The sequence below is a fragment of the Paenarthrobacter sp. UW852 genome (genome assembly GCF_024608385.1).
GTDB lineage: Bacteria > Actinomycetota > Actinomycetes > Actinomycetales > Micrococcaceae > Arthrobacter.
Genome location: NZ_JAMSGY010000010.1, coordinates 89,696 through 104,530, shown reverse-complemented (window position 1 = coordinate 104,530; position 14,835 = coordinate 89,696). Strand labels below are relative to the sequence as shown.

Genomic DNA, 14,835 nt, shown 5'->3' with positions numbered 1-14,835 from the left:
TTACTTGGCCTTGTCGTAGGAATCGACGACGGCGACACTCACCGGGAACTCCACCGGCACCTGCCCGAACATGAGCAGCTTCGCCGCTGCCGCAGCCTCTTCGATGGCCCTGATGCAGTCGTCCACAGCGTCGTCAGGCGCGTGAACCATGACTTCGTCGTGCAGGAAGAAGACGAGTTCACCGGAGGGCAATCCGTCGGCCCGGAAAGCCCGCAGCCGCCGTCGTAATTCAGCGAGCCAGCACGCCGCCCATTCGGCCGCGGAGCCCTGGACCACGAAGTTGCGGGTGAAGCGGCCGCGTGAGCGTGCCAGGCTGTCCGCCCGGCGCTGCTCCTCGGCGGTGGTGGATTGCTGGCTCCGTAACCAACCGACTGACGGGGGTGGGCTGCTTCGCCCGAGCCTCGTCGTCACGGTCCGGCCCGCTTCGCCTTCACGGGCCGCCTGTTCCACGAACCCCACCGCCCGGGGATAGGTGCGCGTCAGCTGGGGCATGAGCCTGCCCGATTCGCCGGTGGTAGCGCCATAGATCGCGCCCAGGAGCGCAATCTTCGCCTTGGCTCGGTCACCACCAAACCCTTGCATCGCGATACCTGCGTAGAGGTCCTTGTCCCGTGCCGCTTCGGCCATTTTGGTGTCCTGCGCCAATGCCACCAGGACGCGGGGTTCCAGCTGGGAGGCGTCAGCGACGATGAGCTTATGACCGGGATCGGCGTGGACTGCTGCCCGGATGTTGCGCGGTATCTGCAGGGCACCACCACCGCGGGAAGCCCAGCGCCCTGAAACTACTCCGCCCACGACGTACTCCGGATGGAACCGGCCGCCACTTACCCAGGCGTCCAGCCAGGCCCAACCGTTGGCCGTGTGCAGGCGCGACAGCTTCTTGTAGGCCAGCAACGGCTGGATGGCTGGGTGCTTCGACTCCTGGAGCTCCCACTGCCGGGTACTTTTTACTTCGATACCGTTCCGGTGCAACGCCCGCATGAGGTCCTGCGGGGAGTCAGGGTTCAAACCAGGGGAGTTCAGGATGCTCCGGAGCTCGGCGCACAGGGCCTCAAGAGCTGGCGGCCGGTGACCTGGTTGGGGCCGTGGCCCGAGGACATCCGCCAGGATCTGCTGATGGAGCTCCTCCCGCCATGGGACACCGGCGTGTTGCATCTCGACGGCGATGATGGCGCAGGCTGACTCTGCGGCGAGCAGCAGTTGGAGGCGCTGCCGCTGCTGCTGGTCCGTGGACACCTGGGCGACGGCATGCTGTTGGGCCGTGAACTCTTCCTTGAGCTCAGCCAGGCCGGCTTTCGGAGCTGAGGTGACGATGTCATCGAAGAGGGCGCCTTGGTCGGCGGGCGGCGGCGGGGGCTGCAGGACGCGGGGAGGTGTCGCATCGTCGTCCTGAGTGAGCTTCACGGCGTTCTTTGCGTAGTCCGTGTGGGCTGTGAACTCCGAATGGGCCAAGATCGCCCCACACAAGGCCAGATCGTGGCACCGTTCCAGCTCGACTCCGTGAACCAGGAGTTCCGGGTACCAGTCCTGGGCGCGGTGCCACACCCAGCGGGGCCGCTGGGTTTCCATCTCACGCACGACGCCGGGCAGCTCGCCTCGCGTGACAAGGCGTGGGTCCGCCGTAGCTTTTCCCGTGGGGGAGATTCTCTGTATGGCTGCGCCTTCCTGGTGGGCGGCGAGCAGCAAATACATGGTTTCCATTCTGCCTTGTGCGGCGGTGTGCCGTGGCCTTTCTCCACACGGCTTGGTCCGACCCGTCCTCCACACCGCTGGCGGCGCTGCTTTATGCACATACGGATGATGGGCCCTTCAAGCTGGAGTCTCCGGCAGCCATGGTGGGGTTCATGAGCAAGCACGATCGAAGGCAAAAACGAACCGGGAGTCCGGATGTCGAGGTAGGTGCCAACTGGCTGCCTCAGGATGCCGTTGAAGTCCTCCTCGTATCCAGCGATAGCTACCTTCAAGAGGAGGCCAAACGAATCGTTGCGGCCGCAGGGGGAAGCCTGCGGACCGCGGCGGATGTCGGGGAAGCCCTCCACGGGTGGGACAGCGCCGCCGTCGTCCTGGTGGGCAGTGACGTGCGGGAGTTACCACCGCGGCGAAGAGCGCCGACGGTGCTGCTGGGCAGGGCCTCGGACGGGGACGGACTGTGGAGGTTGGCAGCTGCCTTGGGAGCCGAACGTGTGGCGGTACTGCCTGAAGCAGCTGGCTGGTTGGCCGAACACCTCAGCCTGTCCGGGTCCCCTGACCCGGGCGGGAACGTGGTGGGTGTCATCGGCGGAAGCGGCGGGGCAGGCGCCACTACCACCGCGGTCTGGCTTGCCCAGGCAGCTGCCAGCCACGGCATCAGCACCATGCTCATCGACGGAGATCCTTGGGGCGGTGGGCTGGAACTGGCGGTGACGGCAGATGACATTCCCGGCCTTCGATGGCCGGACTTCGCAGAAACCAGGGGAAGCATCGACCCCACCCAGTTCCGGGAGTCCTTGCCGATCGCCGGAGGGTTCGCCTATTTGTCGTGGCCAGGAACACGGGACGCAGTCCCGACTCCCGACGCCGGCGCGGTGGCTGCCGTCATGGATGCCGCGCGCCGGAGTTTCGAGCTCATCGTGGTGGACATCGGGCGAAACGGTGACGGAACGTCGACGCTCGCTTGGGACTGCGACAGATTGCTGCTCCAAGCCCTGTCCCACCTGAAGTCCGCGGTCGCTGCTGCACGGATCCTGCAAGAACTCCCGCCAGTGGATTCGGGCCTGCTCATCCGCGGAAACAGTTCCACATCAGTCGACGCCTCGCTGATTGCGGATTCTTTGGGTTTGCCGCTGGTGGGCCGGGTTCCGGAGCTTCGGGGAGTAGCGTCAGGGACTGAGCTGGGACGCCTGCTGGAACTGGGCCGTCGTAAACCTGTGGTTCGTTTTGCCGAGGCTGTCCTTGAACTGGATGGAAAAGGCCAATGAATCGCGTACCCGATTCCGCACGCAGGAGGCATGGCCGGAGGCTGGACTCGGTCCTTCTCGAAACCGTTCGGGAATCAGTGCTCGCCGGTAGTGGGCCCGTGACTCCGTCCACCGTTGCGGCAGCAGTCCAGGCAAGCGGCAGGCTGCTGGGGGCGGCTGGTGCGTTGGAAGCGGCCGAGTCGATCAATGCGGAGCTGAACGGACTTGGCCCCCTCCAGCAACTGGTCCGGGACCCCGCCGTCACGGATATCTTCGTCAACGGCCCGGAGTCAGTATGGGTGGACCGCGGCCAAGGCCTTGAACGTTCAGCCATTCGCTTCGACGACGAGCAACAGGTCCGGTCGCTCGCCTCCCGGTTGATCTCGGCCGGCGGACGCAGGCTGGACGACGGTTCCCCGTGCGTGGACGTCAGGCTGAACGGCGGCTACCGGATTCACGCCGTGCTCCCGCCCATATCGACAGCCGGCACCCTACTGTCCGTTCGCATCCGACGCGAGGATGTCTTCGCGCTGGAGGAACTGCAGGAGCGGGACATGTTTCCCGAGCACGTGGAGATAGTCCTTCGCGCCATCATGGCCCGCAAGCTGAGCTTCCTGGTCAGTGGTGCCACAGGCTCGGGAAAGACAACGTTGCTCTCTACTTTGCTCGGGCTCAGCAGTCCGACGGAGCGCCTGGTGTTGATAGAAGACGCGGCGGAGCTCAACCCCGTGCACCCTCACGTGGTGACGCTGGAGTCGCGGCACGGGAACCTGGAGGGTGGAGGCGCGTTGGACCTCGGAGAGCTGGTCCGGCAGGCCCTGCGCATGCGTCCTGACCGATTGATTGTTGGAGAGTGCCGTGGAGCTGAGGTCCGTGAACTACTGACTGCGCTCAACACCGGGCACACAGGCGGTGGGGGAACCATCCACGCCAACACCGCAGAGGCCGTTCCGGCACGTCTGGTCGCCTTGGGCGCGCTCGCTGGGCTGAACGCGGAGGCCGTCCGGTTGCAGGTTTCGAGCGCCTTGGATGTGGTGATCCACGTGGAGCGGACGCAGTGGGGACGCAAGGTGGCATCCATTGGTGTCCTGGCTGACACCCCTGAGGGCCAAAAGGTAGTGGCTGCGCTCCGACGTAGTCCGTCCGGAATGGAACCTGGACCAGCGTGGCCGGGACTCGCCGTCCGGCTCGGGCTGGACCCTGCCGACCCGAAGAGGGCGGCAACGCATGACACCCTCCAGGTTCCGGGCCCTTCGACGGTAATGGGCCGGAACGGATGATCGCCGTATTCGTCATCGTCACAGCCTCAGCGGCGTGGGTGCATGTCCGGGGCAGCCGTGCTGACAACCGGCGGGTCCTGCGCAGCTTGGGAAAGCCGGCGGTGCTCCGCAGGGGTTTCCAAGACTTCACGGTGGGTTTCCTACGCAGGAAGAAACGCCCGGCAACCCTGTCCCTTGTGGTTTTGGTCCAGCAACTTGCCGCCTTGCTGCGTGGTGGCCGGGGGCCTTCCCGGTTGTGGGAAGAACTCTGGCTGGTCCACGCTGCGCAGCAGGACGAAAACCGCGTCGCACCAACCGAAACAGCCTTGCTTTCTAACAGTTCACAAAGGGTGCTGGCCGCCGCACGTGCAGCGGCCGCCGTCGGAAATTCACCGGCCCACGCCATCCGCAGCTCAGCAGCCAAGTCATACACGGCCCGGGGAAGCAACGAGCGGCGCGTGTGGATGGAGCTCGCCGCGTGCCTGGAAGTAGCCGAAACCAGCGGCTGCCCGCTGGCGGACCTCCTCACCCGTTTCGCAGCCCAACTCATCGCCGAAGAGGATGCGGAGGCGGCCCGGCAAACTGCGCTCGCAGGTCCCAAAGCGACAGTGAAGCTGTTGTCGTGGCTCCCGGTTTTCGGACTGCTGCTCGGGATGGCCCTGGGGGTGGACCCGTTGGGGATCCTGCTGGACAACATTCTTGGTGTTGCAACCTTCGGAGCGGGGCTACTGCTGACCGTTGCGGGCCGCGTCTGGTCGTCACGGCTGGTTGCCTCAGCTGCAGGCGGATACTGATGTCCGGAGTCATGCTGATGGTTGCCGTTCTGGCTTTGGCCTCATTCATCTGTTGGGCCAGACCCGGGCATAGTAAGGGCCCGTTGGGAACACCGCGTGGAATTCCCTGGGCTTTGGCGGGCACGCCCGGCCCGGAGGCCTCCGACGGGCCGGAGCATCCTCGCTCGCCAACCGACGGTCTCCGCGACACAGCGATGATGCTGGAGCTGGTGGCTTCCATGCTCGACGCTGGTGCGGGCATCGGGCGTGCGTTGGAGCTCATCTCTCGCGCGGCTTCCCCGTCGATCCAGCAGTCGCTGAGACCAGTCGTTGCGGCACTGGCAATTGGAGCCGACTGGGAGACCGCCTGGCGGACTCCCACGCAACCCGCACCCGAAGTGGTGCGGTTGAAAAATGCGCTGGCTTTCGCAGCCATCACGGGTGCTCCGTCGGCATCGATCCTTTATGCCCAAGCGGCCCGGGAACGGCGCGAAGCCTTCCGTGCCGCAGAGAAGCGGGCGGCAGCGTTGGGCGTGAAACTAGTCATTCCATTGGGCCTTTGTTCGTTGCCCGCCTTCATCTGCCTTGGCATCGTGCCCGTGCTGATCGCCATGGTGCCCTCTGGCTGAGCGGGTCACCCCCCTACAGCTCCCTGAGCGCCCGCCGCGCCATCGTGACGGGCGCTCAGTTGTGACGCCGTCTGTAGTGCCTCTGTCCGCGGTGCCCACTGTCCGCGGTGCCACTGTCCCTCCACAGTCCGTGCGAAGCCGGGGTTTTCCACTTGCGGGAATCGTTCCCTACCAGCCCCGATCCAGCCACGGAAGAGTCAGGTCTGTCGGCAGAACCGTCGGCATCTTTGAAAGGAAGCAACCATGAAAACACTTCTTCGTGCTCCGTCCGGACGCCGCTCCCAACTTCGCCGAGCAAGTCAGGCATTCGGTACTGCAGAGGAGGGCCATGCAATGAAACCCTTCGGAATCGAGCAGTTCGAACTGGAGCCGTTTATGGATTCCGGATTCGGCGATGTGCCGGCTCCTACCCCTGCAACTGACCTTGATCTCGCTGCGCCCTACGGAGTCGGGACACTCAAACGCCGGAGAGGGCGGAACAGGGGTCTCGGGGCTGATGCCCGGGTTTTCGGTTCGGAAGCGGGCATGGCCACCGCCGAGTACGCCATTGCTACGTTGGCTGCCGTCGGCTTGGCCGGGCTGCTGGTCGTCATTCTTCGCAGCGAAGAGGTACGCGGCTTCCTGCTCAACCTGATCCGCACGGCACTGTCCCTGCCATGACGCCAGTGCTGCCTGCCTGCAGGAGCGAGCTCCGCTGGGGTAAACAACAAGGCGCTGTCACTGCCGAGTTTGCCGTCGCTTTGCCGGCGGTGGTGTTACTCCTTGCCTTCCTGTTGGCAGGTGGCGCCGCAGGCGTTACGCAGGTACGGCTGGAGGAGGCAGTCCGGGCGGGGGCGCGTGCATCAGCAAGGGGTGAGTCGCCCGGGTCGGTGGAAAACATCGTCAAGCGTTTGGCTGGCGAAGCAGCTGTTCCCGGCTTGTCTGAGGAGGGCGGCTGGTGCAGGGTAACGGCCACCTCTCCGGTTGGCGGGGCCTTGGGATACCTGATCCCGTGGAACCTGAAGGCCTCTGCGTCGGCCCGGACCGAGTCGGTTTCCCAATGAAAGCGCTAGTGACGGCTCGCCATCCTGCACCAGGCCGAGTCCAATCCGACCGCGGGGCTGGGACGGTCCTTGCTTTGGCTCTGGGAGCGGTGGTCATGGCCTTGCTGGCAGGGCTGTTGCTTTTGGTCCAGGCAAGCGTTACGGCGTCGCGGGCAGCCACTGCGGCTGACCTCGCGGCGCTGGCAGCTGCTGATGCCGAACGGGGTCTTGCTTCGGGAGAGCCCTGCGCAGTGGCCGGCGATGTTGCTGGGCGTCACGAAGCCCGGCTCACCTCCTGCAAGGTTCTTGGCGGCGACGAGGTAGAGGTCACCACCGAACTGGCGTATGCCCTCGCTTGGGGCGCTGCCACCGGACGGGCCCGTGCCGGGCCGCCACCCTAGGCCGGGCCGCCGCCCTAGGGCGGTGCTTAGACGGCGTCCTTCAACAAGACGTCCAGAAGTGTAACGGCGGCTGCCTTGTCCAGGGGGTTGTTCTTGTTGCCGCATTTGGGTGACTGAACACAGGACGGGCAGCCAGCCTCACACTCGCACGCCTTGATGGCGTCCCGGGTGGCCGACAACCATATTTTGGCTTTCTCGTAACCGCGTTCCGCGAAACCGGCACCGCCCGGGTGTCCGTCATAGACGAAGATCGTGGGCACTCCGGTGTCGGCATGCAAGGCAGTGGACACGCCGCCGATGTCCCATCGGTCGCTGGACGCCACCAGGGGGAGGAGCCCGATGGCTGCATGTTCAGCAGCATGCAAGGCGCCAGGGAACTGGGCTTCCACCAGCCCTGCGCCATGAAGCGAACGGTTGTCCACCACGAACCAGACGGCCTTCGTGAACAGGTCCCGGGCCCCGAGCTCGAGGGGCTCCTCTCCGAGGATCTCGTTTGAAATCAATGCCTTGCGCTGAAAGGAAACCACTTGCGTCGTAACTTTGACATCGCCGAAGTGCACAGTGATGTCACCCCATTGGACCGTGCGGGATGTTTCGAGCACTTCGATCTGGGTGACGTCACGGGCCGTGGTGTAAAAGTCGGGATTCACCCGACGCACCATCACGCAATGATCTGCCTCGTTGAGGTCTTCCACCAAGTAGCTTTCTCCTTGGTGCACATAGATGGCGCCGGTGTGGGCCTGGTAGTGGGTCTGCGGCGAATCCATTGTTCCCAGCAGGGATCCGGTTCCGGCGTCGACAATGCTCACAGGTCCGCCGCCGTCGGCCCGGAGGTTGACCATTCCGGCCGCACTCTCGGGGTGGGTCCAGAACCATCCGGCTGGTCGTTTGCGGAGATACCCCTGGGCCACCAAACGATCCAGGAGGCCTTCGGCCGTAGCACCAAAGAGCTCCAACTCAGCAGGTCCGATCGGCAACTCGGCCGCGGCCGCACACAGATGCGGACCCAGGACGTACGGGTTTCCCGGATCAAAGACCGTGGCCTCAACGGATACGTCAAAAATGGCTTCCGGGTGGTTGACCAAATACGTATCCAGGGGATCGTCGCTTGCTACGAAAGCCGCGATGGCGTCTTGTCCAGCACGCCCCGCGCGTCCAATCTGCTGGAAAAGGGACGCCCGTGTTCCCGGCCAGCCAGCGACGAGCACGGCGTCCAGACCCGATATGTCGATGCCGAGTTCCAACGCGGATGTGCTGGAGACCCCCAGAAGCTGCCCGGACCTCAATGCCTGTTCCAGGGCCCGCCGTTCTTCTGGCAGGTAGCCGGACCGGTACGCGGCCACCCTTGCCGGGAGGCTGGGGTCGACCTCGTCCAAAAGCCTTTTGGTGATGGAGGAAATGGACTCGGCCCCGCGCCTGGACTTGATGAAGGCAATGGTTCGGACACGGGAGGCGACCAGGTTGGCCAGGATATCCGCGGTTTCGGCCACAGCGGTCCTTCGCTGCTTGGCTCCGTTCTCACCCCTGACGTCGGTCAGTGCGGGTTCCCAGAAAGCCACCGTGGTGGAACCGTGCGGAGAGCAGTCTTCAGATACTTCCCTGACGGGGGCGCCGATCAGCCGGCCGAACGAAACTCCGGGGTCCGACGCGGTGGCAGAAGCCGCGATGAATACGGGCTCCGGAAAAGCGGTGCCAGCCCCGTAGTAAGCGCAGATCCGCCGGAGACGTCGCATGAGGTTGGCTACGTGAGAGCCAAAGACGCCCCTGTAGCTGTGCGCTTCGTCCACAATGACGTACCGGAGCCTCCGGAAGAACCGGGCCCACCAGGTGTGGTTGGGAAGAATTCCGAAATGCAGCATGTCCGGGTTGGCCAGGATGAAGTTGGCGTGGTCCCGGATCCATCGGCGGGCGGACACGTCTGTATCGCCGTCATACGTTTCTGCCCTGACTGTGGGCAGCTTCAGCCCGCGTATGGCCGCGAGTTGGTCTGCCGCCAAGGCTTTGGTGGGGGACAGGTACAAGGTGACGGCGCCGTCATCGTGGATCTTTCCCGGATCGGAGAGGACCCGCAGTTCCGATCGGTGGATGGCGTCCAGGGCGGGCAGCTGATATGCGAGAGACTTGCCGGAGGCTGTACCGGTGGCGATGACTACGTGTTGGCCGGAGTGGGCAATGTCGGCAGCCTGGACCTGGTGACGGTACGGCTCCTGGATGCCGAGTGTCCCGTAGGCGTCGACGATGTCTGGATGCACCCACTGGGGCCAGGGCTCGTTGACCGCTTTTCGGGCAGGGATGGTGTGGACATGGCGCAGCTGCTCGGGGTCGGGAGTCCGGCCCAGCAAGGTGATCAGCGAATTTGGTAAAGCCACCGAATCATTCTGTCACTGTTCGTACCGTCGCCCGGCTGGGAGCCGCGAACGGCGGCACGCAGGGGTGCCGCCGTCGTCCATGGCTTCAGGGAGGAGGTGTCAGCTACCCGAAAGGTCCGATCCTTCGGTTCCGCTGGCCGACATCATCAGCACGTGGCCCACGACGTCCCATCCAAGGTGCGAATACAGTTTCTGTCCGTCCAGGGAAGCCAGGAGAAGCCCGTTCTCCACCTGGTGTGAATAGGCCTGGGCCGCGAGGGCTTTCATGATGAAGGTCCCAAGCCCCCTTCGCTGGAAATCCGGTTCGGTGACGATCTTGTCAAAGACAGCGGTTCCGTCCACCACGAAAACCCGGCCACTGGCTGCGACTTTCTCGCCGCTGTGGACCACCGCGTGTTGGACGCCGTTCGACTCGGACACTGCAAGCTCCAGGTCGTCATCAGGAAGCCAGGGATCCTCGGCGTCCTGTGTTTCCATGTCCACGATCATCATGGTCTGGGAAGCGGACGTTACCGTGAGACCGTGCTGTTCCGCGAGGAATTTGTACCTTTGGACGTCATTGGTGAGGACCGTCAGGATGCGGGCCGGTGATTCCGCGGTCTTTGCCGCGAGGCCGGCGAACTCTTCATCGGAGGGATCGTGGGCGAAATACTCCCAGTCACCGGTTTTGTCGGCTCGCAGGGCTGCAGGGAAACGACCCTCCTTGCGTTTCTCATAGCCACGGCAGCCGGACCAGCCGGCTACCCAGACCTCCAAGAGGTGCGCAATGTCTTCAACCAAGGCGTCTGGACTCATGTAGAGAGAGTATGCCAGCGCCCGGGGAAGCAACAGAGCGATACCAGCCGGAGGAACGTTGCTTATGCAATTGTGACTTCCCGGCGGTGGACGGGCGCTCCAGGCCCCAGCAGGGCCGATTTTACTGCACCAAGTAACCTTGAATAGTGGCTTTGAACCGAATCGTGCTCTTCTATGGATTTACCCCGATTGCCGACCCCGACGCCGTGCGTCTGTGGCAGCGTGCCCTGTGCGAAAAGCTCGGGCTGACCGGCCGGATCCTTATCTCCAAGGATGGCATCAATGCCACGGTCGGTGGCGAGCTCAACAACATGAAGCAGTACGTTAAAACGACCCGTGAGTACCGGGGCTTCCACGACATCGACTTCAAATGGTCGGAGGGCAGCGCCGCGGACTTCCCGCGCCTGAGCGTCAAAGTGCGCGACGAAATTGTGTCCTTCGGCGCACCCGGCGAACTCAAGGTGGACGCCGGCGGTGTGGTTGGCGGTGGCAAGCACCTCCAGCCTGAGGAGTTGCACGCTTTGGTCGACGCCAAGAAGGCCACTGGCGAAGACGTGGTGTTCTTCGATGGGCGGAACGCCTTCGAAGCGCAGATCGGCAAGTTCAAGGATGCGATCGTTCCGGAAGTGGACACCACCCACGACTTCATCAAAGAACTCGATTCGGGTAAGTACGACCACCTCAAGGACAAGCCCGTAGTGACGTATTGCACCGGGGGCATCCGCTGCGAAGTTCTGTCCAGTTTGATGGTTAACCGCGGCTTCGAAGAGGTCTATCAGCTGGATGGCGGAATCGTCCGATACGGCGAGACGTTCAAGGACAAGGGGCTCTGGGAGGGTTCCCTGTATGTGTTCGACAAGCGCATGCACGTTGAGTTCAGCGACGAAGCCAAAACCCTTGGTGAATGCGTCCGATGCTCAGCACCGACGAACAAGTTCGAGAACTGCTCCAACCCCAGCTGCCGCACCCTGACCCTCTATTGCGCCGACTGTGCTTCCAGCCCCGAAACCCTGCGCTGCCCCGGGGGCTGCGACGCCGCATGACCGGCTGAGCTACAGTTTGCTCACCCGGTAGGCGAAGTTGGCTTCCGACCTGGATCCGACCGTGATGGACAGCACCGCGTCCGTTTCCAGCTGCACCACGTTGACCCGCGCATTTGCGCATCCCAGAGTCAGGTCCACGAGCTCCGCTTCACCCACTTTGACCGCAAACATCACCCGTCGGGTGCCGCGGCATGCCAGCGTCACTGCGTAGGTTCCGCCCGGCAACTGCATCGTCTGCTCCGATTTGGACTCCCCGGCGTTGAGGTAACCACTGCTGGAGAAGAACGACTTCCCTTGGGATTCGGGCAGCGCCGACTTCGCCCATTCTTGAAGCGCATCCCCAGTGACAGTCTCTTCCAGCTCGGGATCGGGCGGCAGAACCACGTTGCCTGCCGTAGCGCTGGGATCTGCCTGCGGCCCGCCGTCGCCGGTGTATTCGCAGCCCGCCAAGGTTCCGCCAAGCGCAATGAGAAGTACGACGGCGGCCCTCGCCGACCGCCGTGCCATCACCGAGCGAGCTGCCTTGCTCCCCATGCACTGACTTTACGCCCGCATGGCTTGCGGCTGAAGGCTTTAGTGCGGGAGGTGGCGGGGCTCGATTAACTGGTTGCGGGAGCCAGGTGATAGGCGAAGATCAGCGGGGCGTCGACACTGCTGGTGGAGATGCTGAGGGGGCCGGTAACGGGCACCTTGATCTTGACGATGTCACGGTTTCCGTTGCATGCGGCGGCCGCGTCGGTGATCTTGTTCCCGCCCGCGGAGACCGCGAAGTAGGCCTTGCCGCTCCCGTCGCACGCCATGGTCAGGGTGTAGGTTCCAGCGGGGACACTTGCCGCTTCCTTCAGCAGCGGGTCCCGGTTCAGTATCTTTCCCGAGTCCTCCAGCACCACACCATTGGCTTCCGGGAGAGCAGTCGCCTTCCACGCTGGGACGTCCGCGTCCGCGATGTTGGCCGGTGCCTGGCAAGCACAGGCTGCCATGAGGACTGCAGCAGTGATGGCAACAAGGCCCGCGCGGCGCCTTGTGGAGGAGAAGTTGAGCATAAACTCAACGCTACCGGCTTCGGACACCGATCTTTGTCCACATAGCGTGGGGCTGGCATCCGCAGCCACCGTTTACCGCACCTACACTTGCAAGGTGACTGAGACAGCTACCTTCTTTACAGCCGGCAACATTGACGATGCTCCGCGCAGCGACCGTCCGGAACTGCTCACGGCGCTCGCCGCTGACCTCCGCGCAATGTCCTACACCGTGGACGGGGTGGCTGAGCTGTTGGGTCAATCCGCGTCAGATGCCCTGGGAAGGGATCAGCTCATCCCCGCATTGTTGGCCAGCGAACGGCTCGCTGTCTCTGAAGATTCGGCGGTGCGGGCGCTGACCACCGTGGTCCGGCTGTGGCTGCTCGCCGTCCCTCAAACCACCGCCGCAATGGAAGACGCTGTCCCCGGGACCGGCGTGCAAGGACTGGTGGAACTGGGGCTGGTCACGGCAGAATCCGGGATGGTCCAAGCCAAAGTCGACTTGCGGCCCTACGGCTGGGATGCCAACCCTGACGGCAGCGGGGGCGCCGACCTCTGGGTGGCAAGCGACCTCGCCGCCCACCAGCAGCCGGGCGTACTGAGGCACGACCATGTGCTGGGAATTGGTCGCGCATCGACGACACTCGTCCAAACCACGGTCAGGCACCACACGGAGCGGGCGCTCGACCTGGGTACCGGGTGCGGCATCCAAACCTTTCACTTGTTGCACCATTGCGACCATGTGACCGCCACGGACATCTCCGAGCGGGCCCTTGCCTTCACCCGGTTCAACCTCCTCCTCAATGCGCGGGAGTTGGACCTGGATCCCGACGATTTGGGGAGCCGGGTAAGCCTGCGGTTGGGATCGCTGCTTGACCCTGTGGAAGGGGAACAGTTCGGCTTGGTGGTGTCCAACCCACCGTTCGTGATCACGCCCCGGACTGGCGGCGAATCGCCGTCGGAGCAGTTCACTTACCGGGACGGTGGCCTGCCCGGCGACGAGATCGTAGCTTCACTGGTCCAGTCCCTGGCGCGTGTCCTCCAACCGGGAGGGACCGCCCAAATGCTCGGTAACTGGGAAGTCACCTCAGGGTCTGACTGGAAAGACCGTCCCACAGCATGGCTGAATGACTCGGGTCTGGATGTCTGGTTCATTCAACGCGAGCAGGTTGGGCCGGAGCAGTACGCGGAAACGTGGCTTCAGGACGCTTCACAAAACCGTGAGGGCGGCCACTATAAGGAGGCATACGCCGCATATCTGCAGGACTTCGCGTCGCGGAATGTCGAGGGCATCGGCTTTGGCATGATCTGGCTCCGCCGTCCGGTGTCCCCCGAGGGGGCCATCATCAACCGCTTTGAAGAGATCACCTACGCCATCGAGCAGCCGATTGGACCCCACCTCGGCGCCGCCGTGGAACGCGCAGACTGGGTGGCAGCCAATCCGCTGCTGGACGCTCATCTGGTGGTCGCGGAAGATGTCACGGAGGAACGCCACCAGCGTCCGGGAGCAGAGCACCCCGGGGTGATCCTCCTGCGCCAGGGCGCAGGCCTTCGCCGAACCAACTTGCTCAGTACCGAGCTCGCCGGCTTCGTTTCGGCATGCGATGGACAGTTGTCGGTCGGGCAGATCGCCTCGGCGCTGGTAGCCCTCCTGGGCGGCAGCGAAGACTTCGACGAGGATACTTTCCGGGAAGGCCTGCTCCGGGAGGTCACCAACCTCGTCCTGGATGGCTTCCTGGTCCCCGACTCGTTCCTTCTTTCCTCGGCCGGGCAGGCCACGGCATGAAAAAGGACGCGGTGCCGCCTGCCGGCCCGCAAGGAAGTGACGCTGACTACACTGATGAAGTGATTGCGAACAACCAGCCATCCCAAGCGTCAGGCGACGTTCCCCGCCGCAAGCGCGCCGAAAAGACGATTGAGATCACCGATCCCAAGGCCATTCGCGCTCTTGCACACGCTGCCCGCATCGAGGTCATCTCCGAGCTCTACGCTACCCAGGTCAGCCACACGGCAACCGAACTCGCAGCAAGGACCGGCCTGACCCCCAGCGCAATGAGCTACCACCTCCGTGCGCTCCAAAAGTGGGGGATTGTGGCTCCGGCAGAGAATGCGGGCGACGCTCGTGAACGGCGTTGGAAGGCCGCAGGGACGGACTTCACGATCTCGGGAGGCAGCGTAGCCAGCCCGGAAATCGCAGTGGTTGACCTGGAGCTCGATGCGTTCCGCCGGAGGGCTTCGGCTTTTGCCAGGGCCCGTGGCGAACGCCGACAGCGGGGTGGCTCCGGCGAAGAGCCTGCTGCCGTGGTTTTGGCGAGCAACCTGCTGTACCTCACCAACCCGCAACGCAAGGAGCTTTCGGACCGGATCCGTGAAATTCTGCGTGAGTACGAACTCGAGGACCCTACCCAAATACCCGAAGGTGCCGAACGTATGGCAACCTTGTGGTCAATGATCCCGGATGACCGCGTAGCACCCGGACAGTAGGAGCCCATCCGGGCCCGCGCACCACCGCCCTGGTTTCCCTGCAACAACGCAGGATTCTACAAACTATGGTGAACTAGGCCAGTATGGGCACCAGCCCAATGACAC

General features: G+C 64.0%; 15 protein-coding genes. 10 read left to right on the top strand and 5 right to left on the bottom strand.

The features are described from left to right. Positions 1-1,692: a bifunctional 3'-5' exonuclease/DNA polymerase gene (locus NEK97_RS16845; protein WP_257370960.1), complete on the bottom strand. Its 1,692-nt coding sequence runs from the start codon at positions 1,690-1,692 to the stop codon at positions 1-3. 152 nt (positions 1,693-1,844) lie between these two features. Here NEK97_RS16845 and ssd point away from each other — a divergent pair, with 152 nt between their 5' ends. The 7 genes from ssd (at position 1,845) to NEK97_RS16810 (ending at position 7,020) form a co-directional block, all read left to right on the top strand. Continuing rightward, on the top strand, positions 1,845-2,957 hold the full coding sequence (ssd, locus tag NEK97_RS16840; protein WP_257370928.1) for a septum site-determining protein Ssd: 1,113 nt from the start codon (positions 1,845-1,847) through the stop codon (positions 2,955-2,957). After that, positions 2,954-4,216 (top strand): TadA family conjugal transfer-associated ATPase, encoded by a 1,263-nt coding sequence (locus tag NEK97_RS16835; protein WP_257370927.1) that lies wholly within the window; start codon positions 2,954-2,956, stop codon positions 4,214-4,216. The genes ssd and NEK97_RS16835 overlap by 4 nt, the downstream gene beginning before the upstream one ends. Then, positions 4,213-4,989 (top strand): type II secretion system F family protein, encoded by a 777-nt coding sequence (locus NEK97_RS16830; protein ID WP_257370926.1) that lies wholly within the window; start codon positions 4,213-4,215, stop codon positions 4,987-4,989. The genes NEK97_RS16835 and NEK97_RS16830 overlap by 4 nt, the downstream gene beginning before the upstream one ends. An 83-nt stretch (positions 4,990-5,072) precedes the next feature. Continuing rightward, a complete protein-coding gene (locus tag NEK97_RS16825) occupies positions 5,073-5,597 on the top strand; it encodes a type II secretion system F family protein (RefSeq protein WP_374111541.1) in 525 nt (174 codons plus the stop codon). Between the two features lie 333 nt (positions 5,598-5,930). After that, positions 5,931-6,257 (top strand): DUF4244 domain-containing protein, encoded by a 327-nt coding sequence (locus NEK97_RS16820; protein WP_257370924.1) that lies wholly within the window; start codon positions 5,931-5,933, stop codon positions 6,255-6,257. Next, positions 6,254-6,640: a TadE family type IV pilus minor pilin gene (locus tag NEK97_RS16815; protein WP_257370923.1), complete on the top strand. Its 387-nt coding sequence runs from the start codon at positions 6,254-6,256 to the stop codon at positions 6,638-6,640. The genes NEK97_RS16820 and NEK97_RS16815 overlap by 4 nt, the downstream gene beginning before the upstream one ends. Further along, positions 6,637-7,020 carry an Rv3654c family TadE-like protein gene (locus tag NEK97_RS16810; RefSeq protein ID WP_257370922.1) on the top strand — a complete coding sequence of 128 codons (384 nt, stop codon included), beginning with the start codon at positions 6,637-6,639 and terminating at the stop codon, positions 7,018-7,020. Before NEK97_RS16815 ends, NEK97_RS16810 begins: the two co-directional genes overlap by 4 nt. 26 nt (positions 7,021-7,046) lie before the next feature. On the opposite strand, the gene NEK97_RS16805 is transcribed toward NEK97_RS16810, so the two are convergent. Continuing rightward, positions 7,047-9,389 (bottom strand): DEAD/DEAH box helicase, encoded by a 2,343-nt coding sequence (locus NEK97_RS16805; RefSeq protein ID WP_257370921.1) that lies wholly within the window; start codon positions 9,387-9,389, stop codon positions 7,047-7,049. Positions 9,390-9,488: 99 nt separating this feature from the next. Continuing rightward, the gene (locus NEK97_RS16800) at positions 9,489-10,184 is read right to left on the bottom strand and encodes a GNAT family N-acetyltransferase (RefSeq protein ID WP_257370920.1); all 696 of its coding nucleotides are present in this window, start codon (positions 10,182-10,184) and stop codon (positions 9,489-9,491) included. Positions 10,185-10,330: 146 nt separating this feature from the next. Here NEK97_RS16800 and NEK97_RS16795 point away from each other — a divergent pair, with 146 nt between their 5' ends. After that, positions 10,331-11,227, top strand: coding sequence for a rhodanese-related sulfurtransferase (locus tag NEK97_RS16795; protein ID WP_257370919.1), 897 nt, complete (start codon positions 10,331-10,333; stop codon positions 11,225-11,227). Between the two features lie 9 nt (positions 11,228-11,236). Here the strand turns inward: NEK97_RS16795 and NEK97_RS16790 are convergent, their stop codons facing one another. Both NEK97_RS16790 and NEK97_RS16785 read right to left on the bottom strand, forming a co-directional pair. After that, positions 11,237-11,761: a hypothetical protein gene (locus NEK97_RS16790; protein WP_257370918.1), complete on the bottom strand. Its 525-nt coding sequence runs from the start codon at positions 11,759-11,761 to the stop codon at positions 11,237-11,239. 65 nt (positions 11,762-11,826) lie between these two features. Continuing rightward, the gene (locus tag NEK97_RS16785; RefSeq protein ID WP_235517400.1) at positions 11,827-12,270 is read right to left on the bottom strand and encodes a DUF6023 family protein; all 444 of its coding nucleotides are present in this window, start codon (positions 12,268-12,270) and stop codon (positions 11,827-11,829) included. Between the two features lie 94 nt (positions 12,271-12,364). Here NEK97_RS16785 and NEK97_RS16780 point away from each other — a divergent pair, with 94 nt between their 5' ends. Together NEK97_RS16780 and NEK97_RS16775 are read left to right on the top strand one after the other, a co-directional pair. Continuing rightward, entirely contained in the window at positions 12,365-14,032 is a 1,668-nt protein-coding gene (locus NEK97_RS16780) for a methyltransferase (RefSeq protein ID WP_257370917.1), read from the top strand. Next, a complete protein-coding gene (locus tag NEK97_RS16775; RefSeq protein ID WP_284986272.1) occupies positions 14,029-14,730 on the top strand; it encodes a helix-turn-helix transcriptional regulator in 702 nt (233 codons plus the stop codon). The genes NEK97_RS16780 and NEK97_RS16775 overlap by 4 nt, the downstream gene beginning before the upstream one ends. Positions 14,731-14,835 lie beyond the last annotated feature (105 nt).

What these genes read in the sequence shown, in the direction of transcription:
- NEK97_RS16845 (WP_257370960.1), bottom strand. Translation starts at nt 1,692, where the DNA reads ATGTATTTGCTGCTCGCCGCCCACCAGGAAGGCGCAGCCATACAGAGA.
- ssd (WP_257370928.1), top strand. Translation starts at nt 1,845, where the DNA reads ATGAGCAAGCACGATCGAAGGCAAAAACGAACCGGGAGTCCGGATGTC.
- NEK97_RS16835 (WP_257370927.1), top strand. Translation starts at nt 2,954, where the DNA reads ATGAATCGCGTACCCGATTCCGCACGCAGGAGGCATGGCCGGAGGCTG.
- NEK97_RS16830 (WP_257370926.1), top strand. Translation starts at nt 4,213, where the DNA reads ATGATCGCCGTATTCGTCATCGTCACAGCCTCAGCGGCGTGGGTGCAT.
- NEK97_RS16820 (WP_257370924.1), top strand. Translation starts at nt 5,931, where the DNA reads ATGAAACCCTTCGGAATCGAGCAGTTCGAACTGGAGCCGTTTATGGAT.
- NEK97_RS16815 (WP_257370923.1), top strand. Translation starts at nt 6,254, where the DNA reads ATGACGCCAGTGCTGCCTGCCTGCAGGAGCGAGCTCCGCTGGGGTAAA.
- NEK97_RS16810 (WP_257370922.1), top strand. Translation starts at nt 6,637, where the DNA reads ATGAAAGCGCTAGTGACGGCTCGCCATCCTGCACCAGGCCGAGTCCAA.
- NEK97_RS16800 (WP_257370920.1), bottom strand. Translation starts at nt 10,184, where the DNA reads ATGAGTCCAGACGCCTTGGTTGAAGACATTGCGCACCTCTTGGAGGTC.
- NEK97_RS16790 (WP_257370918.1), bottom strand. Translation starts at nt 11,761, where the DNA reads ATGGGGAGCAAGGCAGCTCGCTCGGTGATGGCACGGCGGTCGGCGAGG.
- NEK97_RS16785 (WP_235517400.1), bottom strand. Translation starts at nt 12,270, where the DNA reads ATGCTCAACTTCTCCTCCACAAGGCGCCGCGCGGGCCTTGTTGCCATC.
- NEK97_RS16775 (WP_284986272.1), top strand. Translation starts at nt 14,029, where the DNA reads ATGAAAAAGGACGCGGTGCCGCCTGCCGGCCCGCAAGGAAGTGACGCT.